22 protein-coding genes and 2 pseudogenes are annotated in these 25,770 nt (G+C 56.7%); 18 read left to right on the top strand and 6 right to left on the bottom strand.

Going from position 1 to position 25,770, the window contains the following annotated elements:
- Nucleotides 1-81: 81 nt before the first annotated feature.
- On the bottom strand, nucleotides 82-240 hold the full coding sequence (locus tag ACH518_RS02555) for a hypothetical protein (RefSeq protein WP_186289590.1): 159 nt from the start codon (nucleotides 238-240) through the stop codon (nucleotides 82-84).
- Nucleotides 241-484: 244 nt separating this feature from the next.
- Here ACH518_RS02555 and ACH518_RS02550 point away from each other — a divergent pair, with 244 nt between their 5' ends.
- The 5 genes from ACH518_RS02550 (at nucleotide 485) to ACH518_RS02530 (ending at nucleotide 4,914) form a co-directional block, all read left to right on the top strand.
- Nucleotides 485-802 carry a hypothetical protein gene (locus tag ACH518_RS02550; RefSeq protein ID WP_445371751.1) on the top strand — a complete coding sequence of 106 codons (318 nt, stop codon included), beginning with the start codon at nucleotides 485-487 and terminating at the stop codon, nucleotides 800-802.
- Nucleotides 803-906: 104 nt separating this feature from the next.
- On the top strand, nucleotides 907-1,899 hold the full coding sequence (locus tag ACH518_RS02545; protein WP_445371750.1) for an SPL family radical SAM protein: 993 nt from the start codon (nucleotides 907-909) through the stop codon (nucleotides 1,897-1,899).
- On the top strand, nucleotides 1,887-2,600 hold the full coding sequence (locus tag ACH518_RS02540) for an SDR family oxidoreductase (protein WP_445371749.1): 714 nt from the start codon (nucleotides 1,887-1,889) through the stop codon (nucleotides 2,598-2,600). Before ACH518_RS02545 ends, ACH518_RS02540 begins: the two co-directional genes overlap by 13 nt.
- 2 nt (nucleotides 2,601-2,602) lie before the next feature.
- Nucleotides 2,603-4,204: an NAD-binding protein gene (locus ACH518_RS02535; protein ID WP_445371748.1), complete on the top strand. Its 1,602-nt coding sequence runs from the start codon at nucleotides 2,603-2,605 to the stop codon at nucleotides 4,202-4,204.
- Complete coding sequence (locus ACH518_RS02530; RefSeq protein WP_445371747.1) at nucleotides 4,201-4,914, top strand: potassium channel family protein; 714 nt, start codon at nucleotides 4,201-4,203, stop codon at nucleotides 4,912-4,914. The genes ACH518_RS02535 and ACH518_RS02530 overlap by 4 nt, the downstream gene beginning before the upstream one ends.
- 15 nt (nucleotides 4,915-4,929) lie before the next feature.
- On the opposite strand, the gene ACH518_RS02525 is transcribed toward ACH518_RS02530, so the two are convergent.
- Nucleotides 4,930-6,150: a potassium/proton antiporter gene (locus ACH518_RS02525; RefSeq protein WP_445371746.1), complete on the bottom strand. Its 1,221-nt coding sequence runs from the start codon at nucleotides 6,148-6,150 to the stop codon at nucleotides 4,930-4,932.
- A gap of 318 nt (nucleotides 6,151-6,468) precedes the next feature.
- On the opposite strand from ACH518_RS02525, the gene ACH518_RS02520 reads away from it, so the two are divergent.
- The 7 genes from ACH518_RS02520 to ACH518_RS02490 all read left to right on the top strand — a co-directional run bounded on the left by ACH518_RS02520 (nucleotide 6,469) and on the right by ACH518_RS02490 (nucleotide 18,966).
- Complete coding sequence (locus ACH518_RS02520) at nucleotides 6,469-6,975, top strand: disulfide bond formation protein B (protein WP_445371745.1); 507 nt, start codon at nucleotides 6,469-6,471, stop codon at nucleotides 6,973-6,975.
- 335 nt (nucleotides 6,976-7,310) lie between these two features.
- A complete protein-coding gene (locus ACH518_RS02515) occupies nucleotides 7,311-9,512 on the top strand; it encodes a primosomal protein N' (protein ID WP_445371744.1) in 2,202 nt (733 codons plus the stop codon).
- 164 nt (nucleotides 9,513-9,676) lie between these two features.
- Nucleotides 9,677-10,429, top strand: a complete 753-nt coding sequence (locus ACH518_RS02510; protein ID WP_054763480.1) for a DUF5765 domain-containing protein — start codon at nucleotides 9,677-9,679, stop codon at nucleotides 10,427-10,429.
- Nucleotides 10,430-10,432: 3 nt separating this feature from the next.
- A complete protein-coding gene (locus ACH518_RS02505; protein ID WP_445371743.1) occupies nucleotides 10,433-11,104 on the top strand; it encodes an NAD(P)H-dependent oxidoreductase in 672 nt (223 codons plus the stop codon).
- Nucleotides 11,105-11,382: 278 nt separating this feature from the next.
- Nucleotides 11,383-13,533: a TonB-dependent receptor plug domain-containing protein gene (locus ACH518_RS02500; protein ID WP_445371742.1), complete on the top strand. Its 2,151-nt coding sequence runs from the start codon at nucleotides 11,383-11,385 to the stop codon at nucleotides 13,531-13,533.
- 67 nt (nucleotides 13,534-13,600) lie between these two features.
- Nucleotides 13,601-14,530: an ABC transporter substrate binding protein gene (locus tag ACH518_RS02495; RefSeq protein ID WP_445371741.1), complete on the top strand. Its 930-nt coding sequence runs from the start codon at nucleotides 13,601-13,603 to the stop codon at nucleotides 14,528-14,530.
- A 5-nt stretch (nucleotides 14,531-14,535) separates the two neighbouring features.
- Nucleotides 14,536-18,966, top strand: a complete 4,431-nt coding sequence (locus ACH518_RS02490; protein ID WP_445371740.1) for an EAL domain-containing protein — start codon at nucleotides 14,536-14,538, stop codon at nucleotides 18,964-18,966.
- Here ACH518_RS02490 and ACH518_RS02485 read toward each other — a convergent pair.
- Both ACH518_RS02485 and ACH518_RS02480 read right to left on the bottom strand, forming a co-directional pair.
- A complete protein-coding gene (locus ACH518_RS02485; protein WP_140912715.1) occupies nucleotides 18,963-19,520 on the bottom strand; it encodes a C40 family peptidase in 558 nt (185 codons plus the stop codon). The two genes, ACH518_RS02490 and ACH518_RS02485, sit on opposite strands and share 4 nt — an antisense overlap.
- A gap of 79 nt (nucleotides 19,521-19,599) precedes the next feature.
- Nucleotides 19,600-21,549, bottom strand: a complete 1,950-nt coding sequence (locus ACH518_RS02480; RefSeq protein WP_445371739.1) for a serine/threonine protein kinase — start codon at nucleotides 21,547-21,549, stop codon at nucleotides 19,600-19,602.
- Nucleotides 21,550-21,770: 221 nt separating this feature from the next.
- Here ACH518_RS02480 and ACH518_RS02475 point away from each other — a divergent pair, with 221 nt between their 5' ends.
- The 6 genes and pseudogenes from ACH518_RS02475 (at nucleotide 21,771) to ACH518_RS02450 (ending at nucleotide 23,937) form a co-directional block, all read left to right on the top strand.
- A complete protein-coding gene (locus tag ACH518_RS02475) occupies nucleotides 21,771-22,214 on the top strand; it encodes a hypothetical protein (RefSeq protein ID WP_445371738.1) in 444 nt (147 codons plus the stop codon).
- A gap of 32 nt (nucleotides 22,215-22,246) precedes the next feature.
- Nucleotides 22,247-22,657 carry a transposase gene (locus ACH518_RS02470; protein ID WP_445371737.1) on the top strand — a complete coding sequence of 137 codons (411 nt, stop codon included), beginning with the start codon at nucleotides 22,247-22,249 and terminating at the stop codon, nucleotides 22,655-22,657.
- Nucleotides 22,557-23,048: pseudogene (locus ACH518_RS02465) on the top strand (IS3 family transposase); the annotation flags it as partial. The gene ACH518_RS02470 and the pseudogene ACH518_RS02465, both read left to right, overlap by 101 nt.
- 56 nt (nucleotides 23,049-23,104) lie before the next feature.
- A pseudogene (locus ACH518_RS02460) lies at nucleotides 23,105-23,182 on the top strand (hypothetical protein); the annotation flags it as partial.
- Between the two features lie 21 nt (nucleotides 23,183-23,203).
- Nucleotides 23,204-23,443 (top strand): integrase core domain-containing protein, encoded by a 240-nt coding sequence (locus tag ACH518_RS02455; RefSeq protein ID WP_445372959.1) that lies wholly within the window; start codon nucleotides 23,204-23,206, stop codon nucleotides 23,441-23,443.
- Nucleotides 23,444-23,805: 362 nt separating this feature from the next.
- Nucleotides 23,806-23,937: a hypothetical protein gene (locus ACH518_RS02450; RefSeq protein WP_278210423.1), complete on the top strand. Its 132-nt coding sequence runs from the start codon at nucleotides 23,806-23,808 to the stop codon at nucleotides 23,935-23,937.
- 288 nt (nucleotides 23,938-24,225) lie between these two features.
- On the opposite strand, the gene ACH518_RS02445 is transcribed toward ACH518_RS02450, so the two are convergent.
- On the bottom strand, nucleotides 24,226-24,735 hold the full coding sequence (locus ACH518_RS02445) for a hypothetical protein (RefSeq protein WP_445371736.1): 510 nt from the start codon (nucleotides 24,733-24,735) through the stop codon (nucleotides 24,226-24,228).
- 263 nt (nucleotides 24,736-24,998) lie between these two features.
- A complete protein-coding gene (locus ACH518_RS02440; RefSeq protein ID WP_445371735.1) occupies nucleotides 24,999-25,673 on the bottom strand; it encodes a glycine-rich domain-containing protein in 675 nt (224 codons plus the stop codon).
- Nucleotides 25,674-25,770 lie beyond the last annotated feature (97 nt).

The following is a 25,770-nucleotide window of genomic DNA, read 5'->3' as shown; positions in this document are numbered from 1 at the left end:
GGGCGACAAAAAGAGCCCCCACCTTGAGCAAAAGTGGGGGCCGTCGAGGTTACTTCTTCACAACGAGGAGGCACAACAAAATCAGACGCGCACCGGTTTGGCTGTTTGCAAATTGGCCGTTAGAGACGCGGTACCGAACAGCATGGTGGATAGAATGAATTGTCCGGATACGAAACTCAGAATGCCGGCAACGAAAAACAGGCCGGTGGTGATGTCGCGGTAAAAAGTCGGGGTGTTCATTTTTTTGCTCCTTCGATCGGGGATCGGCGAGTGGCGGCGTTGGGTTAACTTTATGCTTTGTTTTTCGGGTTTACAATGGCGCCATAAATTCATTTATTATTTCTTTTAAGTAAATAATTCTGGGATTGCGGATTGGCCGTTTTGGAGTAAGATTGAATAATTTGTAATCGGCATTTGGATGCGGGCCAATTTCAATCCGCACTGAAATGCAAGCAGTCCGTTGTTAGTTATTGGTTTGTCGCTCATGGATCACGAACGAATCGCCGCCCGCATTGAACATCTCTCTATGGCCACCGGCATTGTTGCCGGCTTGTCCGCCGCTGCCGCCGCGGCGGTGCAACCAACCGGACTGAGCGCATTCGGAGTTTGGCTGGGTTTGGTGGACGAGCCGTTGATCGTCACGCTGGCGCCGATCTTCGGTTGGTTGGCGACTGCCGCCGGTACGCTGTCGGGCAGCGCCTACTTCCTCGCGCAATGGCAAAAACGCCGGTTCCGCAAGCAAGCGGCTGCCAAGTCGGCTACAACCGATTTGTCGGCCGTGCCGGCGAAAGACGACACCTAAGCGGTCGACAGTCTCCCGCCCTTGGGGGCAGACGGCATGTTCCGCTCCGTAAGGCCCGCCATCCTTTATAATGCCGGGCCAATTCCGCCTCCGTGCCGCTGCCGATGATAGATACCTTGTACATCGAATCCGCTGTCGAATCTCACCCGCGTGCTCAGGCGATTCGGGAGCGTTTTCCGAAGGCGCGGACCGTGTTTTGCGAGCGCTTCGGCGAAGTGTTCAATCCCAAGGCGCAGAATTTTCGCCTGCAAAAGCAACGCCCGGCACTGATTTTGGCCGAGAAATTCCAGAAATTCGTATTACCGGCGCCTGCCGGCTACGGCATCGGCGGTCAGCGCAATTACTACTTCTCCCACATGCTGAACTGCCTGTACGACTGCCGCTATTGCTTCCTGCAAGGCATGTACCAGTCGGCCAATTACGTTTTGTTTGTCAATTACGAGGATTTTCAGGCCCGGATTCGCGAGATTTGCGCCGAAACGCCGGCAGACGACGTGTATTTTTTCTCCGGCTACGATTGCGACAGCCTGGCCTTCGAACCGGTCACCGGTTTTGCTGAACAGTTCTTGCCGCTATTCGCCGATTTGCCGAACGCCTGGTTGGAACTGCGCACCAAGAGTACCCAGATCAGAACCTTGCTGAACCGGCAGCCGGTGGCGCGCTGCGTGGTGGCATTCAGTCTGGCGCCTGACGCCGTGGCCGGCAAAGTCGAAGCCAAGGCGCCTCCGGTCGCCAAGCGCATCGAAGCGGCGGCCAAACTGCAGCGGCAGGGCTGGCCGATTGGGTTACGTTTCGATCCGGTGATCTACCAGCACGACTACCGGCAGATTTACCGCCAGCTATTCGAGCAGGTGTTCGCTAAGATCGATCCGTTCAAACTGCATTCGGCCAGTCTCGGGGTGTTTCGCTTGCCGGAGCAATATTTCAAGAAAATCCACAAGCTGTACCCTGACGAAAAATTGTTTGCCAGCCCGTTTCAAACCGCGGCCGGCATGGTGAGCTACCGGGCCGAGCTGGAGCAGACCATGATGGCGGACTGCAGCCGGATGCTGCTGGAATACATCCCGCAAGATGCGTTTTTTCCATGCACGCTGTAAAACGCAACGTGCTGGTCACCGGCGCCAGCTCCGGTATCGGTCGGGCGATAGCCCGGCGTTTGTTGGCCCAGGGCCATCGCGTGGTCGGCGTGTCGCGCGATGGCCGGCGATTCCAGACCGAGCATCCCGGTTTTGCCGCGGTGGAGATGGATTTGGCCGAACTGGAACGCTTACCGGCCGCCGCCAGACAAATACAGCAACTGGCGCCGGAACTGGATACGGCGGTGTTTGCCGCCGGCTACGGCCAGTTCGGCGGCTTGGAGCAGTTTTCCGCGGCGCAGATCGAACGGCTGATGACGGTCAACTTTACCGCCCAAGCCTGTCTGACCCGTTTGTTGTTACCCAAGCTGAAGCAGCGTCCCTTCGCCAATTTGGTTTACATTGGTTCAGAAGCCGCGTTGAAAGGCAGTCGTAACGGCAGCATTTATTGCGCGAGCAAATTCGCCGTACGCGGTTTCAGCCAGGCTTTGCGCGACGAATGCGGCAAGAGTCCGGTGCGGGTCTCGCTGGTCAACCCCGGCATGGTCGATACCGAATTTTTCGAGTCGTTGGGATTTATGCCCGGCAAGCAGGCCGGCCAAGCGTTGCATACCGACGACGTGGTCGATGCGGTAATGTATATTTTGCAAGCAGGACCGCACTGCGTGATCGACGAAATCAATCTTAATCCTGCCAGTAAAGTCATCGAATTCAAGAAATAAGCATGTTCGCCAAACTCGTCGTTTATTGCGCGTACTACCTGAAAGCGGCGCACTGGTACAAGTGCAGCAAGGCGTTCTTTTTCGATTTGCTGGAAAATCGGCAAAGCCGGCGCAAAAAGTATTTCGATGCGACGATGATCTTGTTGCTGGTGTCGAGCGTGATCTTTTTGATCTACGACATCGAGCACACCGACAGCAAGATGGGCGGTTATTTCGAGCTGGCGATTCTGATGGTGTTCATCGTCGAATATCTGCTCAGGGGCTGGATTTATTCCGACACCTACAAAATCGTGATCGAAGAATACGAAAAAGCCCTGTACCTGAATCTGCCGTTCAAGCTGTCAGGGATCTACAAAAAACTGGTCGCCAAGGATCTGGAATACGTTACCTCGGTGTTTGCCGTGATCGACGTACTGGCAATTCTACCCAGTTACCGGCCGCTGGACATTTTGCGGATTTTCATTATTTTCCGCTTATTCAAGCTGTTCCGATACTCGGATAGCGCCAAGTTGTTTGCCGACGCGCTGGCCAGCAAGCGTTTCGAACTGACCACACTGTTGATCTTTACCTGCTTTCTGGTCTTCATCGCCAGCGTGTCGATTTACATGTTCGAACACCAGAATAACCCTGGCGTCAACACCTTATTCGATGCGTTTTATTGGACCGTCGTCACGCTGGCGACCGTCGGTTTCGGCGATATTACCCCGCAGACTACCGGCGGGCGGTGGGTGACGATTTTTCTGATTCTGGCCAGTCTGGGCGTGTTGTCGTTCTTCACCTCGATTCTGATTGCCGCCTTCAGCGAAAAAATGCTGTCGGTCCGGGAAAGCCGCACCTATGCCGCATTGGAGCGGTTTGACAACTTCATCATTATTTGCGGTTTCGGCCGGGTGGGCCAGGAAATTGCCCGTCATTTGCACGAAGAGCAAAACCGGTTCGTGGTCATCGACAAGTCGCCGGAGAAGGTGGCGTTGGCGAAATCCTGCGGTTATCTGGCCATAGCAAACGACGCCAGCAACAACGCCGTCTTGTTGAATGCCGGCATTTGCCGCGGGGCGACGGCGATTTTGTGCATTACCGGCGACGATGTGGTCAACGTCTACATCACGCTGACCAGCCGGCATTTGAATAAGGAATTACGCATCATTTCCCGCGCCAACCGCCACGACAACGTTAACAAGTTGTATCAGGCCGGCGCCAACCAGGTGATCCGGCCGTTCGAAATCGCCGGGATGCTGGCTGCGGAGTTCGTCGGCCAGCCTGTGGCCTTCGAAGCGATTTCCGGCATTCTGCAAAGCCAGAGCGACATTGTGATGGAGTCGGTGTTGGTTAGCGAGAAATCGCCGTTGGAGGACCAAAATATCGGCCAGCTCGATCTGGAGCAACGTAAATTAACTTTGCTCGGCGTGATCAGCGCCAACCCGATTCATTTGAAACACAAGAACAAGTACCCGGTGAACCAGCAGCATTTTTATTTCAATCCGGCCCGCCAGTTTATTTTGCGTCGCGGCGACATCCTGGTGCTGCTGGGGCGTAAGTACGGCATCGACCACTTTCGCGATCAGGTCGAGCAGCGCCGGCTGTTTGCCAGGAAGTCGATATGAAACAGATCGCCGTGTTCGGCTATAACCGGCTGTCGTTCGAGGCCATCAGCCGCTTGGACAAGGAATTTTATCGGATCGTGGTGATCGACCACGACCCGGTCAAAGCCGCCTTGGCGCGGGAAAACGGCTTCGAGACCGCCAATATCGATTTCCGTAGCGACGACGATTTGCGGCTGGCCGGCGTCGGCGGCCACATCGATACATTGTTCTGTTTTTTCGATACCGATTCGGAAAACGTGTTTTTGACCTTGTCGGCGCGGGCGTTGGATCCGAATCTGAACATCGTCGCCATCGTCGATAGCCCGGAATCGGCCGAGAAGCTGATTGCGGCCGGCGCCAATAAAATTATCGACCCTTATGAAATCTGCGGCCGCAAGATTCACGACATGTTGAAAAGGCCGGACATCACCGAAATTTTCGACCACACCGTGTTCGGCCGTCACGATTTGCATCTGGCCGAAGTGGCAATTCCGGAGCACAGCTTTCTGGAAAACATGCATGCCAGTCAACTGGAACTGAGGTCGCAATACAACTTACTGCTGATCGGCATCGTCAATAAAAAGGTCAGCGACCGCTTGCACTTCGTCGGCGAGGAAATCGACCGTCGGCTCAACGTCGGCGATATTTTGGTCATTTTGGGCCCGTCTCGGGAAATCAGGGCGTTCAAACAAGACGTCGAAAACGAGTATTGCCATGTTGGTCCCAAATAGGCGACGCGCCGCCGGCTAGCGTTTCTCGGCCAAGCCCAGCCAGCGCGCAAATACGGCCAGTGAAAAGCCCTGGAGCAACACCGACATCACCACGATAAAGCTGACCAGCACGAAAATTTCGCCCGCTTCATTCACACCGGCCGCCAACGGAAATGTCGCGAGCACGATCGGCACCGAGCCGCGCAGGCCGACCCAGGACACCAGCAGTTTTTCCTTGAAGCCGATGTCGGCCCAGCACAGGCTGACGAAGACGCTGACCGGGCGCGCCACGAACATCAGGAACAAGCTGATGGCCACGGCGACGCTGGCCAGGGCCGGCAGCTCGGCGCCGTAAGGCACCGACAGCATGCCCAGCGTCAAAAACATGATGATTTGCATCAGCCAGGCGAAGCTGTCGTGAAAGGCGTTGATGTACTGCTGGTGAATCACCTTGCGGTTACCGGCGACGATGCCGGCCACGTAAACCGCCAAAAAGCCGTTGCCGTGCGTGAAGGTGGCGACTGCGTAAGTCAACAACACCAACGCAATCGAGGCGATGGCATACAGGCCGGCCGAACTCAGACCCAGGCGATTGAGCAGCCAGACCATGAAGCGGCCGGCGGCGTAGCCGATGCCGACGCCTATCGTCAATTGGATCGCCAGAAAGCTGCCACCCTGCAGAAACGCAGCCTCGCCGCCGGCCGAGTAATTCAGCAGGCTGGCCGTCAGCAATACCGCCATCGGGTCGTTGCTGCTGGATTCCAGTTCCAGCAGCGGTTGCAATTTGCCTTTCAAGGCAATGTGGCTGGAGCGCAGCACCGAAAACACCGCCGCCGCGTCGGTGGACGAGACGATCGCCGCCAGTAACAAGCCCTGTTGCAGGCTGATGCCGTGCACGCCCAGCGAAAAGGTGCTGAACGAGCCCAAAATAAACCAGGCGAAACTGCCCAGCAACAGCATCGTGATCAAGACGCCGAACGTCGACAGACACAGTCCCTGCCACAACACCGGCCGGATGTTGGGCCAATGCGAATCCAGGCCGCCGGTGAATAGAATGAATATCAGCGCGAAATCGCCGATAAACTTGGCAATTTCCGGGCTGCGCAATTCCGGACCGCCGAATTCGCCGATCAGCCAGCCGGTCAACAGAAAGAACAGCAAGGACGGAATGCCGACCTTGGCCGCCAACTTACTGGAAAAAACGCTGATCAACAGCAGGCTGGCTCCAATCAGGCTGGCTAATTCAACTGACGGCATCGGTGGTATCCTGTATTTCGGCTGCGACGCAGGAAAAATGCGGCAATTAAACCGGGGGTTAAAGGTGGTAATGTTATCCGCAATTCCGCTGCGGGGGGGATTTCCCGGCTCGGGCGGAGATGGTTTAGTAAGCTAAGGCTCAACGGTTCGTCTTCAGCCTGGTCCGGCAGCGAACGCTTAAACCGCCCGCTTACCTCAAACTGCGCACCCATCCGGGCGGCGCGAGCGGCGCAACCAAACGGCATTGGGCCTCAGGGTGCCAGTCCGGCAGGCCGTACCTTAACCGATTCGTTCACTTTACTTGGCTAATTTTTGCGTATGAATTTTATAAAACTGAGCCCCCGCATTGCTTTCTTACTGGGTTTTGCGGCTTGCGCCGCGCTGTTGGGCGTCGGCGCGTATTTGCAATTCGTCGAAGAGCTGGAGCCTTGCCCGCTATGCATATCCCAGCGTTTGGCAATCTTGGCGACCGGCGTCGTGTTCTTGCTGGCTGGCCTGCATAATCGCGGCCGTAAGGTTTATGCGGTAGTGAGCGCCGTTACTGCCTTGAGCGGCGCCAGTGTTTCGGCTCGCCACGTTTGGCTGCAGCATTTGCCGCCGGAAGAGGTGCCGGAATGCAGTCCGGGTCTGGAATACATGTTTCAGCATTTTCCGCTGGCCGATACCGTCAAATTGATGCTGAGCGGTACCGGCGAATGCGCGAAAGTGGATTGGACTCTGTTGGGTTTCAGTATTCCGGCCTGGACCTTGTTGGCGTTTCTGTTGCTGGCGGCCTGGGGCGGCTTTCAATTCGTTAACGGCGGCGATCGCCCGGTCAGCGAATGAAGCCGTTGCCGGGTGGCAAGCCCTGCGCGATTGCGTCGTATCGACACAGTCGCTCAACAGGTTATGCACAAAAACAGGGCGCGCCCGCTGTCGGCCTATTTCGGTGCCTGTCGACAAATAACACAGATTGGTTTTTCTGGTAACTTATTGATTTTAATTGGGTTAGTTGTCTGGCTGAAATTTGCCCAATTTAAAAAAATTGTAATAAAAACCGACACTAAGCGGCAGGGCTTAAAGCTAATCCACAGAGTTATCCACAGATTTTGTGGGTAACTCGAGTTTTTTCAATGCCGTTAAACACTTAGCGGCGCTATATCAAAAACGCCTCATCAAATATGTCCAACTGTGACGCCTCCAACAAACTAATTTTGAAAGTTGCGGCGCCCGTACCATTAGATCGCATCTTCGATTACTTGCCGCCGGCAGGATATGACGGGGCCGAGTTGCGTCCGGGCAGCAGAGTTCTGGTGCCGTTCGGCAGGCGTTCGCAAGTTGGAGTTTTGCTGGCCGTGGCGACCGAGTCGGCCGTAGCCGTCGAGCGTCTGAAGCCGGCAATCGCGGTTTTAGACCCGGTGCCGCTGTTGTCCGAGGCCGATATGAAACTGCTGCACTGGGCCGCCCGCTATTACCATCACCCGCTCGGCGAAGTAATGGCCGCCGCGTTCCCGGTCGCACTGCGCCAGGGGCGGCCGGCCGTGTTGGAATTACCATACGGATACGGCCTCAGCCGTTTGGGTAGGCAAACCGATTTGCAGCAACTGCGCCGAGCGCCGAAGCAACTGGCCCTGTTGCAACGCTTGCAGACCGGGCCGTTGCCGGATGCCGCGCTTACCGACGCGCGGGCGGCATTGAAGGCTTTGCTGGATAAAGGCTTGGTCGAGCGCCTGGATTTGACGCCGGCCGCGGCAGATCCGGTCGCCGAGTCGCCGTTGCTTGCCAATCCCGAGCAACAAGCGGCGATAGACAATGTGGTTGGTGGATTGGGGCGGTTTTCGGTTGCAGTACTGGAGGGCGTCACCGGCAGCGGCAAGACCGAAGTCTATATGCAGATCATTGCCAGCGTATTGGCGCAGGGCAAGCAGGTCTTGGTGCTGTTGCCGGAAATCAGCCTGACGCCGCAACTCGAACAGCGCTTTCGTCGCCGCTTCGCCGTGGCTATGGTGGCGACCCACTCCAAACTCACCGACAGTCAGCGCTTGCAGGCCTGGTTGAGTATGCAGCAGGGGCGGGCGGCGATCATGCTCGGTACCCGTTCCGCGTTGTTCACTCCTATGCAGCGGCCGGGCCTGATCATTCTCGACGAAGAACACGACAGCTCGTTCAAACAGCAGGAGGGCTTCCGCTTTTCGGCGCGCGACGTGGCCGTGGCCCGCGCCAAGATGCTGGATATTCCGGTATTGCTGGGTTCGGCCACGCCGTCCCTGGAAAGTCTGGCCAATGTTGCCGACGGCCGCTACCGCTTGCTGCATTTGCCGAACCGGGCCGGCGCGGCGGTGGCGCCCAGCTTTCAGTTACTGGATATCCGCAACAAGCGGTTGCAATCCGGCCTGTCCGAACCTCTGTTGGCGGAAATGCGTACGGCATTGGACGACGGGCAGCAGGTATTGCTGTTTCTGAATCGGCGCGGTTTCGCCCCGGTACAAATCTGCCACGGTTGCGGCTGGGTATCGCGCTGCCGTCGCTGCGACGCCAATCTGGTGATCCACTCCGCCGAGCGATTGTTGCGCTGTCACCATTGCGGTGCCGAGCATCCGCTGATAAAACTCTGCCCGGCCTGCAACACCGGCGAATTGCAGGCGCTGGGGCTCGGCACCGAACGTATCGAGCAGACTCTGGCCGAATTGTTCCCGGAACGACACCTGGTGCGGCTGGACAAGGACACGACGCAACGCAAAGGCGCACTGGAGGGCTATCTGGAGCAAATCCACGCCGGCCGGGCCGAAATCATCCTCGGTACCCAGATGTTGGCCAAGGGCCACCATTTTCCGGGCGTGACGCTGGTGGCGATTCTGGACATCGATAGCGGCCTGTTCAGCATCGACTTTCACGGTGCGGAGCGCCTGGCGCAGTTGATCGTGCAGGTGGCCGGCCGGGCCGGGCGAGCCGAACGGCCGGGCCGGGTGATTTTGCAGACCCGCCAGCCACAACATCCGCTGCTGAATACATTGTTGAAACAAGGCTATCGAGCCTTTGCCGAGGGTGAATTGCAGGAGCGGCGCCAAGCCGGCTTGCCGCCGTTCAGCCACCAGGCCCTGTTGCGGGCGCAAGCGGGCGGCAGCGATGCGCCGCGCCGGTTTCTGCAGGCCGTCTGCAGCGCAATCGCCGAGCTGGGTGCCGGCAGTACCCAAGTCTTGGGGCCGGTTGCGGCACCGATGGCAAGGCGCGCCGGCGCCTACCGTTACCAATTGTTGTTGCAAAGTGCGCAGCGCAAAGATTTGCACCGCTTGTTGGATGCACTGGTCCCCAGAATCCACCAACTCCCGGAGGCAAAAAAAGTCCGTTGGTCTCTGGATGTCGACCCGTTGGATTTGTACTGAGCCGACCGCAAAATCCGGCTTAGCGGCTACGGTTTTATGTAATAATTTCGCCCCTTTGTGACTGGTTCACAATAAGAACCATGGTTATCTTTGCCGTTCCGGCGTCGAGTCGGAAAAGGTATCCATACCTAATAACTAAAAATATAACAAAGGGGTATTTTCCGATGTGCTGGAGTGGAGAGGCGTCAGGCGTTTTGGCTGCCGCGGGTTTGGCAACCGCCGTTTACGTGGCGTACAAGGGCGAATCCAAGGAGCTGTGGATTCCGTTGACTTATTTTGCGTTGATGGAGCTGTTGCAGGCGGCGACATACGTTTATATCGATTTATGCGATAACCCGAACAACCAGGTGTTGACCCTGCTCGGCTATCTGCATATCGCGTTTCAGCCGTTCTTCGTGAATATGGTGGCGATGTACTTCGTGCCGGAAAGCGTCAAGTTGAAGATCAAAACCACGGTCTACACGCTGTGTGCGATCAGCTCGCTGGCGATGCTGATCAAAATGTACCCGTTCGCCTGGGCCGGCGATTGCGTACCGGGCACCGAAGGCTTCTGCGGCACCCAGACCTGCTCCGTATCCGGCGCCTGGCACATCGCCTGGCAAATGCCGCTGAACGGGTTGATGTCGCAGCCGGTGGAATGGTTGCTCGGCTTCAACTGGGGCTTGCATGCCTTTGCCTATATCCTGGCGGCGTTTTATTTGCCGATCATTTACGGTTCCTGGCGCTTTGTGGCGTTCCATTATTTGATAGGGCCGTGGATTTCCGACATTACCACCGACGATCCCAACGAGTACTGCGCGGTCTGGTGCCTGTTTTCGATTGCGTTGTGCGTGTCGGTAATCAAGACGCCGATCCGTAAACATTTGCATGTCACCAAATGGCCGTTTTATCAACGCGAAGTGGGCGATAGCTTGTAACTCATGGCGATCAGCAAACAGGACATTCTCGACGCCTTTCAATTCCGTCACGCCTGCAAGGAGTTCGACGCCGAACGCAAAATCCCCGGCGCCGACTTCGACTTTATCCTGGAAACGGCCCGGCTGTCGCCGAGTTCGTTCGGGCTGGAGCCGTGGCGGTTTCTGGTGGTGCAAAATCCGCAATTGCGCGAAACGCTGCGCGAATTTACCTGGGGCGGGCAAAAGCAATTGCCGACCGCCAGCCACGTAGTGCTGACCCTAGTGCGCAAGAGCCACTTCATGCGTTACGACAGCGCCTATCTGCAGTACATGATGCGCGAAGTCCAGCACTATCCGGAAGACATTATTCAGTTGCGCAGCGGCCTGATCGAAAAATTCCAGCGCAGCGATTTCGATCTGCTGGGATCGGAGCGCACGCTGACCGATTGGGCCACCCGCCAAACCTATCTGCCGTTGGCTAACATGATGACGGCGGCGGCGCTAATCGGTATCGACTCCTGTCCGATCGAAGGCTTCGAGCGTGCCGAAGTCGAGCGTATTCTGGCCGAACAGGCCGGTGTCGATCTCGCGCAGTGGGCGGCGGCGTATATGGTGGCTTTCGGTTACCGGAAAAATCCGCCGCCGCGGCCGAAAGCCCGGCAAAGCCTGGAGCAAGTGGTCGAATGGCTGGCGTAGTTTAAGCTAGCCGAACGCCTTGCTTTCCCGCCCGGCGGCTATCCGCGCCGGGCGTTTAACTCCCCTCCAGCGCCGCCGATGGCGGCGCACCCGGCAAATCCGCCGGTTCTCGAGTAGCGGCCGGCCGGTATCCGGCCAGCGATGCCGTTGGCATCGGGCTCGGTCGATTTAGTCTAAAATTGCCCCTAGTGACACTCGGCGGGATCTTTGTTGTATGCTCGCTGGCTGTGGTGATCGATAACAATTAATCCAAAAAAGATTTCACCCAGGAGTTAACCATGCCCCGCTTTCTGTTTCTCGCCGTCTGCGCCGCATGCTTTGGCACGGCCGCTACGGCGCAACCGGTGTCGACCGAAGAGGAGGAGCGGGCGTTGTCGCAGATCTACGGCGGCGAGGAAATGGTCAGTATCGCCTCCGGCTACAAACAGCCGATTTCGCAGGCGCCGTCGATCGCCACGGTGATTACCGCTAACGATATCAAAGCCATCGGCGCCACCGATATCGACGAAGTCCTGGAAACCGTGCCCGGTTTGCATGTGCAGCGCAATACCATCGGTTACAACCCGATCTACACCTTCCGCGGGATTTTCTCGCAGTTCAATCAACAGGTGCTGATGATGGTCAACGGCATCCCGATCACCAATTCCTACACCGGCAGCCGTAGCGAAGTTTGGGGCGGCATGCCGATCCGCGATATCGCCCGGATCGAAGTGGTGCGTGGGCCGGGCTCCGCAGTGTACGGCGCCGACGCCTTCGCCGGGGTAATCAACGTCATCACCAAAACCCGCCAGGACATCGACGGTAGCGAAATCGGCGGCCGCGTCGGCAGTTTCGATAGTTACGACAGTTGGGCCTTGCACGGCGCCGAGTGGGCCGGCTTCGACGTGGCTTTGGCGGTGGAATACCATAATACCGCCGGACAAAATGCGGTGGTCGATGCCGATTTGCAAACCCAGTTCGACCGGCTGTTCGGTACTAGCGCCTCTCTGGCGCCGGGGCCGCTGAGCCTGTCGCGCGAGAACCTGGACGCCCGTATCGATTTGGCGCGCGGCCATTGGCGATTTCGCGGCGGCCTGCAACACCGCGGCAATTTCGGGGTCGGTTCCGGCGTGGCCCAGGCGCTGGATTCGACGGCCCGCTACGGCAGCGACCGCTGGAACGCCGATATCACCTACCAAAATACCGATATCGAAAATTGGGAATGGACCAGCCAGGCCAGCTATTTCGAAACCAGCCAGGAAATAGAACGCAATCTGACCTTGTTTCCGCCCGGTACCCGGTTGCCGATCGGCGCCAACGGCCAAATCGGCGCCGGCGCCCCGGTGACGTTTCCGAACGGCTATATCGGCAATCCGGAAGTGTGGGAGCGCCACGTCCGAATCAGCCAGATGCTGGCCTACAGCGGTTTTCGCCGGCACCAGATCCGTAGCGGGATCGGCTTCAATTACGACAGCCTGTTCCAGGCCCGCGTCAGTCAGAATTTCGGCATCGATCCGGGTTCGGGGCTGCCGATACCGTCGTTGCCGGGCATTCCGCTAATCGACGTGTCCGGGACTGCGTCGACCTTCATTCCGGAAGTGGACCGTAAAATTGCCTACCTGTTTTTTCAGGACCAGTGGAATTTCGCCAACGACTGGACTTTGACCGCCGGCGCCCGCTACGACCGCTATTCCGATTTCGGCAATACCTTCAACCCCAGGGCGGCCTTGATCTGGGAGGCCGATTACGACCTGACCGCAAAATTGATGTACGGTTCAGCCTTTCGAGCGCCGTCTTTTCAGGAAATGTACATCCTGAACAATCCGGCCCAGATCGGCAATCCGCAGCTCAAGCCGGAGACCATGGAGAATCTGGAATTGGGCTTCGATTACCGCCCGGCCGACGGTTTGCGTCTGGGCCTGAATTTTTTCGGCTACTGGTGGAAAGACATCATCCGCTTCGTGCCGGATAGCAATGCCACCACCGCCACGGCCCAGAACCGGGGGGCGCAACAGGGTTACGGCGGCGAATTCGAAGCGGAATGGCAGGCGGCCGATACCCTGAAATTGGTCGGCAACTACGCCTACCAGCGCAGCCGCGACGAAACCTTGCACCACGATGCCGGCTACGGGCCGCAGCATCAGCTTTATCTGCGGATGAACTGGCAGTTTTTACCCGACTGGAGCTTCAGCCCGCAGGCCAAATGGATCGTCGGCCGCAGCCGCAGTTTCGGCGACAGCCGTGAGCCGGTGGCCGACTACACCTGGGTCGATTTGACCCTGCGCCGGCAAAATCTGGCCAAGCATATGGAACTGGCCTTCTCGGTGCGCAATTTATTCGACGTCAGCGCCCGCGAACCGAGTTTGGCCGGCAGTCCGCAGCCCGGTATTCCCAACGACCTGCCGTTGGCGCCGCGCAGTTTCTACGGCGAAATCAGCGTGAAATTTTGAGGCGGCGGCCACTGCCCCGCCTTCCCAGCGAAAGCATAACCCAGGAGCGAATTTGTTCGACCGAATAATGTTACCGATTTGGCTGACCCTGGTTTTGGCGTGCAGCTGTGCGAATGCGTTGGCGCAAGCGCCCGCGGTGGCGATCGTCTACCCGGACGTGCGCGAACCCTACCGTTCGGTGTTTTTGGAAATCGCTCGCGGCATGGAGCAGGAACTGGGCCGGCCGGTTGCCCATTATTTGCTGAGCGAGCGCGATACCTCGCCCGAACGGCTGATCGCCGACTTGAAGAACGATCGCATCGACGTGGTGGTTACACTGGGCCGGGCCGGCTTGGCCATGGCCAAGGGCCTGGTCGGGGTGTTGCCGGTGGTGATTGGTGCCACCGTTGTCCGGCCGGAAGAAGCACCGCAGGGATTGACCGGTATTAGCCTGACACCGGCACCGGAAGCGATGTTCGACCAGTTGAAAAAACTGGTGCCGAATGTGAAGAAAATAACGGTGATTTACGATCCTCGCCAAACCGCCTGGGAGATTCGGCACGCCGAAAAAGCCGCCCAGGAACGCGGGCTGGTGTTGCAGGCCCAGCCGACTGCCAGTGTGCGCGATGCATCCGACTCTTTCCGCCAGATACTGGTAGACGTCAAGGATAATTCGATTGCTTTGTGGTTGCCGCGGGAAAATGCGGTATTGGACGAGCAGTCGCTGTTTCCGGAAGTGCTGCGCGAGGCCTGGGAAAAGAATTTCGTGGTGTTTTCCAGCAATCTGGACCACGTCCGTAAAGGCGCACTGTTCTCCTTATATCCGGACAATTTCGGCATGGGTCGCAGTCTGGCTAGTATGGCGATCCAACAAACCCAACCGGGCGGCAGACTCGAGCCGGTCAAGTTGCTGCAGGATTTGCTGGTGGCCGTCAACTTACGCACGGCCGAGCACCTGGGTTTACAGTTTTCCAATCAGACGCGGCGCGAGTTCGCGATGGTTTTTCCGACGCCTTAAGTCCGATGCCGCCAAGATTGGGGTTCAGTTTTCGCCGGTCGAGTTTTCTGCAGCAACTGGCAGTAGCCTTTACTTGCGGCCTTTTAGTGGTTTCGTTGTTGTCCTCGTTCGGTATCTCCGAGCTGTCGTACGGCGTGGTCCGCGACAAATGGTTGGCGCAAGGCCGGCAGTCGACGGAAGCCTTCGCCGCCCAAAGCACCGTGGCTCTGCTCTATGCCAGCCGCGAAAATGCCGAAGAACCGGCCAAACGGTTTCTGTCTTCGCCGGATGTCAGGGGGGTGGCGATTTACAACACGGATCGTCAGGCTTTGCTGGAGATGGGCGAGTCGGCGTTGCCGGCGGAAGACAACGGTTCAGTTTGGCCCGAAACCTTGCAATTGGTGGCGGAAACAGAACGCGCTTGGTATTTTGCTGCGCCGGTTTTCGCCAGACGCGGCGGGGAAACGGCGTCGCCGTTCGAGGCGCAGAGCCCGGCGCAGGAACTGATCGGCTATGTGCGGTTGGCGGTCGGCAAACGCTCCTTGCTGGCAATGAAACGGCAGATTCAATTCGTCACCCTGGCGGTTTCCGCCGCCGCCGCCCTGGTGTCTTTCGTGTTTTTGCTGACCATGGCCCGCCGCCTGACCTTGCCGATCCAGCAATTGGCGAAGCGGATGGGCAAGGCATCTGCCGGCGAGAAGCATGTCAGAGCAAAATTGTCCGGGCCGCGCGATATTACCGACATGGGGGCGGCGTTCAATGCCATGATGCAGGTCTTGGAGACCCGCGAGGAGTTATTGGAGCGCGCACGCGACAAAGCTTTGGAATCGGCCCGCTTGAAAGGCGAATTCGCGGCCAATGTCAGCCACGAGTTGCGGACGCCGTTGAATGCGGTGTTGGGCATGCTGGAGTTGTTGCAAGACATGGGACTGACGCCCAAACAACTGGAATACTCGACAGTCGCTCGTAACGCCGGCGAGGCGCTGCTGAAATTGATCGAGGACATTCTGGATTTTTCGCGAATCGAGTCCGGCATGTTGAAGTCCCAGTCCAGCGATTTCGTGTTGCAGGAAATCGTGCAGGATGTGGTCGAACTGATGGCGGCCCAGGCCAGACGCAAGAACCTGCAGCTGCGCTATGAAATTGCCGACGGTGTGCCGGAACAGCTAACCGGCGAAGCGAGCCGAGTCCGCCAAGTTTTGCTCAATTTGGTCGGTAATGCACTGAAATTCACCGATCAAGGCGAGATCGAAATCGGCGTGGCGTCGTCGTCGGCCGGCGACGGCCAATTGTTGCTGACCTTTAGCGTTACCGATACCGGCATGGGGATTCCGGCGGAGGCGCAAGACCGGATTTTCGACGCTTTCGTGCAAGCTGACGGCTCCACTACCCGCCACTACGAAGGTGCGGGCCTAGGACTGGCAATTTGCCGACAGCTGGTACAGCTGATGGGCGGGAACATCGGGGTCGACAGCCGGCTGGGCCTTGGGAGTCGGTTTTGGTTTAGTTTACCGTTCCGGGCTCCGGGCGGTAGCGTAATCTTGTCCAATGCGCGACGGGATTGTTTTGCTCACCTGAACATTCTGGTAGTGACCGATAACGAGCAAACCGGCCGTTTCCTGACGGGCAATCTCGCAGAATGGCAGGTTCGTTACCACCTTAGCGGTTTCGATAGTCATGCGGCCGAACTATTGCAGGTCGGCCGCGACCAGGGTCAAGCCTACCGTTTTGCAGTGGTCGATATGGCAAGCGCTTCGGCACACCAATGGCTGGAGCGGATTGGCGGCGGCTGGGAGGAGACCAGGTTCATCGTGTTGAATCATGCCGCCTCCGTAGAAGGGCTGCCCGATTTACCGTATTTAGCGGCCTGTTTTCCTGGGGAGGTAACGGCGGCCGATCTATATGATTTATTGACTGCCGATTGTTCGCAGGTCCTAACCTGCGGTGAAGAAGCGCAAGCAGCCTTCGACAGATCGGCATTGGCCTTGAACGTCTTAGTGGTGGAGGACAACCGGGCCGGGCAAATGGTGGCGGCCGGCATGCTGGAACGCTTGGGTTGCCGTTACCAAATCGCCGCCTCCGGGGCGGAAGCCTTGGAGAGGGTGGAATCCGCAGCGTTCGACGTGGTACTGATGGACTGCCACATGCCCGGCATCGATGGCTTCGAAGCCACGCGCCGTATCCGGGCGTTACCGGGGGCGCCGAGTCGGGTGCCGATCATCGCGATGACAGCCAACGCCCTGCGCGGCGACGAAGAGCAGTGCCGTTCCGTCGGCATGGACGATTTCCTGGCTAAGCCGATCAAGCTGAAGGCCTTGCGGCAAAAATTGCTTAACCACAGCGAAAATCGGCGGCTGCCGCTGGCCGAGGCAAGCGATGCCGCGGCAGCGTCTGCCGGAGCCGAACCGGCGACCCTGGACCGCGAAACCTTGTTGCAACTGCGCGAGGAAGTCGGCGGCGCATACCCCAAAATGATCCGCTTTTTTGTGGAGGATGCGCCGCCGCAGATTGCGCAAATCGGTCAGGCTGTGCGGGACGCGGACTTGGGCCGGTTGCGGGAACTGGCGCACGCCTTGAAAGGCGCTGCCGGCAGTTTGGGCGGGGAAAGACTGGCGGCAACGGCCCGCCAATTGGAATTGGCGGCCGAAAACGGTGCCTTGGCCGCGGGCGCCGAGCGCATGGCCGAGAGCTTGCTGACCGAGTTCCGCACGCTGGAACGGCTGCTGCTGGCGGAAATCGACGCCGAGCCGACCGGCGAGCAAGCGTTGGCGCAGATCGGGCCGCGGGTGCTGGTGGCCGACGACGACCGGGTTTTGCGCGTGGCTTTGCAGGACATCTTGCAACAGGACGGCTATACCGTCGATGTGGCCGTCACCGGCCGGCAGGCCGTGGCTTTGTGCGCGCGGCAAATGGCCGATTTGATTTTGATGGACGCGATGATGCCGGAAATGGACGGATTCGCTGCTTGCAAAGCCATCCGCGCATTACCGCACGGCGCGGAGGTGCCGATTCTGATGATCACTGCGCTGGAGAACGAACATTCGGTCGAACTGGCCTTCTCCACCGGCGCTAACGATTTCATTCCGAAGCCGATTCATTTCACGGTGTTGCGCAAGCGCATCGCCCATTTGCTGAAAGCCAGCCAAAGCCAGCGCAGCCTGAATCGGCTGGCCTACCACGATCCGTTGACCAATCTGCCCAACCGGGTGCAGTTTATGGAGCGCTTGAACCGGGTGCTGGCCAAACCTGCGGCGGTGCCGGCCCAGCATGCGGTGCTGTTTCTGGATCTGGACCGCTTCAAACTGACCAACGACACCATGGGTCACGATGTCGGCGACTTGATGCTGAAGGCCGCCGCCGAGCGGATACAGGCTTGCGTCCGCCGCGAAGACATGGTGTCGCGCTTCGGCGGCGACGAATTCATTCTGTTGCTGGAGCATATCGGCAATCCGCAGGATGCCGCGGCGGTGGCGCAAAAAATCTGTAATGCCATCGCCAAGCCCTTCGCGTTGATGGGGCAGGAGTTTTATATCAGCTCCAGTATCGGCATTTCCTTGTCCCCTTACGACGGCAAGGACAGCGGCCTGCTGGTTAAGCACGCCGACACCGCGATGTACCGGGCCAAGGAGCAGGGCAATACCTTTTGCTTCTACGAACAGAGCATGGAGTTTGCGGTTTCCAGCAAATTGCGCCTGGAAAGCGATTTACGCCGGGCCTTGCAGCGCCGCGAATTCTTTCTGCATTACCAGCCGCAGATCGATTTGGATTCCGGCCGCGTGATCGGCGCCGAGGCCTTGATTCGTTGGCGGCATCCGGAGCTGGGTATGATATCCCCCGACCAGTTTATCCCGGTGGCGGAGGAGATTGGCTTGATCGAAGAGATCGGCGCCTGGGTGCTGCGCGAGGCTTGCCGGCAGAACCGGCAGTGGCAACAAAGCGGCCATCCGCCGTTCGTGGTCGCGGTCAACGTCTCGGCCAAGCAGTTGGACCGAGCCGACTTTGCCGAACAAGTGATCGCGATTTTGCGCGAATCCGGGCTGGCGGCCGAGTATCTGGAATTGGAATTGACCGAAAGCCTGTTCATCCGCCATCCGGAACAAAAGCGTGAAATTCTGGCGCGTTTAAAAAACGCCGGGATGCAGATATCGATCGACGATTTTGGTACCGGGTACTCCAGTTTGAACCAACTGAAACAGTTCGTATTCGACAAATTGAAGATCGACAAATCCTTTGTCGCCAACATCATGCACGACGACGATGCCGCGGCGATCGTGCGAGTGATCATTTCGATCGCCGGGATTTTAAAATTCGAGGTTATTGCCGAGGGTGTGGAAACTGCCGAACAGGCAAAGTATTTGCGGCAAAACCATTGCAAGCAGGCGCAAGGCTATTTGTTTGGTAAACCAATGCCGGCGGACGAGTTTTCAGCGTTGATTGGCGGTAAACGCCAAATTTAATTGAAGCCGCAGCCGGCGCCAAGGTCGTTGAAAGACAAGGCTTGGCGGTTGAGCGGTCGGCGTACGCCGATGAAGCGCTCGCGCCAATAGGGCTGGCGCAGGTCGGAGACCATGACCCGGCCGCTGCGGGCGCTCGGCGCATGGACGAATTGTTCGCCGCCGATATAAATGCCGACGTGGGAGTAGGGCCGTTCGGTATTGAAAAACAACAGGTCGCCGGGCAGGCGCTGCTCCGGCGCCACGGCCGGCAGTTGCCGCGCCAACGATTGGGTGTCGCGCGGCAGGCGCAAGCCTTGGCGGTAGTACACGTAATACACCAGGCCGCTGCAATCGAAACCTTCGCTGGGCGATTCGCCGCCGTAAACATAGGGCGCGCCCTGCAATTGCAGCGCTTCGGCCACGGCCATCCGGTTGCCGCCTTCGGTTTGCGGCAGGGTAATCGGCGGCGGCGCCTTTTCGGTGCTGGCGCAACCGGCCAATTGACCAAGCGCTAGCGCCAGCAGCCAAGGGCCGGCGGAACGGCAAATCCGAAAATCCGAACAAGATTTGAACATCGGCAGTATCAACAACGTAGGCGAATCGCGCTTAGTATAGTGGGTCCGGACGCGGTGCGCTCGCGGTTTCTGGTCTGGTTTACCACGCTTCCAACACCACGACTTTCCATTCCCGGTTGGCAACCGGTCTCAGGCTGACCCATGAGCCAATACGGCGGCCGCTGTATGCGGCCGGATTCTGGTAATAACCGACGCCGGCATCCTGGGCGGCGATATGTTCGGCCAGTTCGCGCAATTCCGGCAACGCGGCGTAGCGTTCCTCGCGGAACAGATTCAGGCCGATTTCGTCGCGGTCGGTATCGAACAAAATCAAGCCGTCGTCCTGTATCACCCAGATGGTTCGGCCCGGCAGTTGCAGTTCCGGCGCCAATAACTCACCCAATAACTCGGCGGCTTTAAAGCGTCCGGAAACGAAGCCGGCTAGCGTGTTGCCGATTCTGACAGGGGCCACCAAGGTGATGGCCTGATAGCCTTCCGGTGCCGGATAGACTCGACTGAGGGCCGGTTCGCCGGTTTGCAATACCTGCCGGTTGTGCTCCAATTGCGAAGTATCGCTGCCGATCGCTTGCCGATATTTGGCCGGCGCTACCGCGACGATGGTACCCGGCGCGCGGGTTGCGGCTACGCTGGTCAGGCGCGGCAATTGCGCCAACAAGCTTTCGAGTAACGGCCCTGCGCCGGCCAGTTCGGCGGCGGATTTGAACTGTGCGGCGGTTTGCACCAAGCCGGCCTGAGTGTTTTCCAATTCGGCGCCGATTTTGGCGGCAATCGTGTCGGCGCTGCTCAGGTTGGCGTTCGAGATTCGGGTCACGTCGGCCAGCGCTTGCTCGGCGCGTTGCTGCTGTTGTTTGGCAAGCTCGCCCTCGGCTTCAGCTACTTGCCGGGCTTGATGCGCTTCGAGCCCGAATTTAAAAGCCAATCCGGCGCCGGCCAGGATCGAAACCAACACCGCGGCGCTGGCCGACAGCGCGAGTTTGTTGCGGGCGATGAAGCGACGCAGCAATTCGCCGCGGGTATAGGCATAGGTATTGACCAGGCGGCCGTCGCGGAAGGCTCGCAACTCTTCGGCCAGCGCGCCGGCGTCTTTAAAGCGCAGGCTTTGGCGTTTGGACAGCGCCTTGTTGCAAATCGCGATCAATTCTGCCGGAGCGGCCAGTTTGGGATTGCGGGCGTCCGGCATCGACGCCGCCGAGACCAATTGCGACATGATCTGGTCGGCATTGCCTTGCAGTGGCGGCCGGCCGTTCAGCAGGTGGTAAAGGATGCAGCCGAGGGCGAACACGTCGGAGCGGGCATCGATCTCGCCAAATTCCGGATCGGCCTGCTCCGGCGCCATATAGGCCGGCGTGCCGAGAATGTCGCCGAATTGGGTCAGATCGGCGTCGTAGTGTTGCGGGTGCGACGCCGGCAGCGGCGTTTCCGCTTCGTTTTCCACTTTGGCCAGGCCCCAGTCCAGCACGATGGTCTCGCCGAACGGCCCCAACACGATATTGCCGGGTTTTAGGTCGCGGTGCACGACGCCTTTGGAATGGGCGTAGGCCAGGGCCTCGCAGACGTCGATCACCCGGTCGAGCAGGGCCAGGCGTTTGGATAAGGCGTGTTCGGCCAACGGCTCGTTGTTGCATTCTTTCAGGGCCTTGGCCAGCGTATCGCCGCGCACCAGCCGCATCACGTAATACGGCGCGCCGCTTTGTTTGACGCCCAGGTCGTAGACCGGGACGATGCTCGGATGCTCCAGCCGGCCGGTAATACGGGCTTCGCGCAGAAAGCGCGCATTCAAGGCCATGTCTTCGTTGGCGGCCTGGTCCAGCATTTCCTTGATCGCCACTTCCCGGCCGATGCGCTGATCGAAGCCCAGCAACACCCGGCCGACGCCGCCGGCACCGACCGCGCCGCGCAACGCATAATCGCCGCCGTAATGATCTTCAGCCTCCGGAACGTCGTCCGAGGTCCGGCGCTGCGGACGCGACTTGATGATAGTGACGTCGTCCAGCGGCAGCATACGGGTAATATCGTCTTCCGGAGCCATGGTTGCGCTTCGCAAAATTTAGACTTGCCAAGTATAGGCGGCCGGATTGGCGGCGTTTCGTAATGGTCGGCAAAATGCGGATTTTTGCTGGCTTATGCGGCGGATTTGGCTTTACCGGCGGACTGGTTTAGATCGCGATTGTCTAGGGGTGTCGATAAAAAGCACTAACCGCTCTGAGCCACGCCAATCCGCTGCAAAACCAGAACTACCAATACGATGCGGTGGGTAACCGTACCCAGCAATCCAACCCTGGCGGCGGCACGGCGGATTACCGGTACGATCCGGACAGCCAGCAATTGTTGGGGACGGTGATGGGTAGCCCTGCGACGGGCCAACAACTCAACCACTTCCGGAGCGACGCCCGCGGCGCAATCGACCGCTCGCAAACCGAACTGAAATCGTCGTTCTGGAATGTGCTCAGCACGCCGGTCGATTACCTGTACGCCGCGGACCAACGCCTGGTGCAGATCAACAGCGGCAGCAGCACGCTGGCCGGCTACGCCTACGACGCCTTCGGCCGCCGGGTCGGCAAAACCCGGCCGGGCAAACCGTTGCAAACCTTCGCCTACGCCGGCAGCCAGCTACTGGCCGAAAACGCCGGCATGACCAGCCTCAAAACAGAATGGGGTCAGGTGAAATGGTCTAATAACCCCGGACACTTCTAAAGGCAGAATTTATACTGCTAGCAGAGGTGACCATGAGTAACGACAAAAAACACAATCGACCCAAATATAGCCTTGAGTTCAAGCAAGATGCTACGAAGCTGGTTTTGGAAAAAGGCTACAGTCAGCAGCAAGCGGCCGATCATCTGGGCATATCGCAAAGCGCCCTAGGACGCTGGGTACGAGCGGAACGCAAGCCTTCGGCCAACGAATCGGCAACCAAAAAGTCTTGCCTGAATCTGGCGGATCATGACGAATTGGTCCGGTTACGAAAGGAAAACGAACAACTGAGGATGGAGCGCGAAATCTTAAAAAGGCCGCCGTCTTCTTTGCGAAAGAAACCGAATAAAGTACGGATTTATTCAGGCGCAACAGAAGACGTATCCCGTGACCGTGCTGTGTCGAGTGATGCAGGTGAGCACCAGTGCTTATTATGCTTGGTGTAACAGTCCGACAGACGAAGACAAAAAACATCAAGATCAACAGCTTGCCGATAGCGTGCGGCAGCTTTTTACCGACAACAAGCAGTGCTTTGGTTCGCGTCGTGTAGCGGATCGATTGCAGAAACAAGGTTTTGCCGTCGGCCGCTTCAAAACGGGGCGGATCATGCGCGATTTAAAATTACAGGTCCGCTATCCCAAACGATTTAAAGTGACCACGGACAGTAAACACAATGAGGCCATATCCCCGAATCGGCTGGATCGGCAATTCAAGGTCGCTCAGCCAAATCAAGTGTGGACCACGGATATTACCTATGTCTGGACGTTACAGGGCTGGCTTTATGTCGCGGTCGTTATCGATCTGTTCTCCCGGCAAGTGGTGGGCTGGGCGATTGACGACCACATACCCACAGGGCACAAGTGCGGACCTCGCTCTGTGTCAACGCATTACAAATGGCCTCCTGGCGCCGCAAACCGCCGCCGGGTCTGCTGCATCATTCGGATCGCGGCAGCCAGTATGCCAGTCGGGAATATCGCCAGCATTTAGCAGTGATGAAGATGGAACAGAGCATGAGCCGAAAAGGCAATTGCTGGGATAATTCGCCGACAGAACGCTTTTTCCGTAGCTTGAAACATGAACAGCTCAACTACGAAAAATTCAAAACCCAGGAAGCGGCGAAACTGAGCGTGATCGACTATTTGGCTTTTTACAACGGTCGTCGATCGCACTCAACATTGGGCTATCAATCCCCGATCGAATTCGAGCGGGACTTTTCGAAAAACGCTGCCTAAACAGGTGTCCGGTTTTTGTTGACCATTACAAGGTCTAGTATTTCTAGATCTGACTCCCTTTTTATGCCCCCCCTTTTTACAATCAAAGTTGTGGCTGATTTCGCTCTCCTGCTGTCGATCTTTTTAGTTTAAAACTTGTATGTCTATTGATCGAAGCAGTAGCTATTGCCTTCCGGCCAACCGCGATGAGTTCATCAAACGTGTTTGATGTTTTACCGACCGGATTTTTCAGTCACGAGTATCCGTACTATGGCTGATGTATTTGTTATCACTGTTTGAATGCTTGACTTTGACGTTTAGCATGGAAACTTACTATTTCGTTTGTAAACCAAAATCATAATTTGAAGCAGCGGAGTGTTGTCATGAAATCAAGCAAAACTATTTTATTGGTGTTAGTTGCATTTTTAGTTAGCGGTTGCGGTGATCAATGGTGGTGCGGTGATGATGGTTGTAATGCGGCTTCGTCCAAGTCGATGGTTAGGCAATCTGAATAATGGTTTTCAATCCGGTTTTCGGTTTGACGGTATTAGTTTAAATCGCGAGTAAATTGAGTTATTTACTTGACTTACGACCTACGGCGTACAACAGGGCGGGCTCAGGTCTAGAAATTAAGCGTACTTGAAAGGTTTTGCTATATTTCCAGACCTGACACCTTTTCGTGGGGATCACTTCATAAAGCCCCCGGCTTTGCCGGAGAGATATTTACTACCGACAGTCGCCTCCAAATCCTTATCAATTGAAAATGTAGCTTTGATGTTTGGCTTCATAAATGGAATATTTTTTTATTTGGAACAACTGCTAGTACTACTAATGCTTTCGGTGGTTTCGTAGGTATAGGGCGTACCCCAATAGCAGTCCGATTTATCGATGTGCTGGTCTACGGAGTTTTGCAGCATTATAAGGTTATCTCTAATATAAGCTTCATATTGTCGACCGGCCGAAGCGGTGAAGCTCAGCCAGCATACACGGTCTTGCGCCGTCACTCGATACGGTGTCGTGCTTGTATTCGTTTGTTCACAGACAGTCTTTTTCTTTTTATCTACCTCTTTCTCTGTACAGGAGCAGTAACCATATGAATAGCTGGTGTTGCCGTTTTGTTCTTTATGAAGAATAGCGGACTGCGTGGTTTTTAGACTCTGCTCTCCAGGCAATAACTTAATACTTGTAAAGCGATCCAATAATGCAGTTGTTGGCTTCCACCACGAATTATCCCTACTAATATTTTCAACAGAAATATTTGGACCCCATGAGGTAGCAAACCAATCTTCGGAAAACCAAGTCAACATATTCAACGGAAATATCCAAAACAATGGCACTCGAGAGATAGCAGGTGCTTTAAGTGCGATAGTAGCCACTTGATTATCGGTTAACTCCGGGCCGCGATAACCTTTGATGGTGCAAGCGGGTAGAAACACTATGCATGGCAAAATCAAATATCTACGATTTATTCGAGACATGGTCACAATCTTGAATTGAATTTTTTAAGCCCGGAATCATTTCTGGCAATTTAATTAAGCCGTCTCGCTGACTGCACCCTGTCTGGCCCAGCTTTAGCTTAACAGCCAATGCATTCGCCTTTACATGCACGCCCTATATCTTCAATGCAGTATTGTTTGTCTGTATATTCGCAATACAAGTTGTAGATAAAGCTGTTCTCACAATTGCAGCGAGCCTTCTTGTCCAAGGGGCTACTGAGGCGATAGACAAAGCCGTCCTGAATGCCGAGTTGTACGTCGAGCTGAAACAACGATGGCAATGCAACCGGATTTTGGGGATTGATTTGTTCTTGTATGCAAGCCAATCGCCAGGCATCTTTTATTCCAATATTCGCATGATTGGTCGCGATCATGATTTTGATAGGCGTATGGTGCAAAAAACGGCCGAATGCATTTCGGCAAAATTGCCAGTAAGAGCGAGTGAGCAAGGTAAACTCGCACCAAGCATCATCTGCAATCAGAGAAGGTATTGCTACAATTTTGCGTCCGGTTTTATGATAGATTGAGAAATAGTTTTGCAATTCTTGTAAAACCTGATTTATCTGGTTATCAGTAAGGTCTGGATATTTTTTACTTAGCCGGTTCTTAATGTGCGGATTAAACTCGTAATTTTTGATATATTTCAATTGTCTTGATTTTTTTAGACTGATTTTAATGATAATAGCAACAGTCAAACCGAGTAACGTCCAAAACAGTAATCTGCCCTCAACTTGATAACCCCAAAAATTCACCATTCTTCCTCCATTGTTACGCTTCAAATACACTAATCATCCACTATCAAGGTGTTTGGATTGATCGCTAATAAATCACGTCGGGTTAATCATTGAACAA

This window comes from Methylomonas sp. HW2-6, from assembly GCF_052474525.1.
Note: the sequence above shows the minus strand (reverse complement) of the source record. Positions and strands in the feature narration are given on the sequence as shown.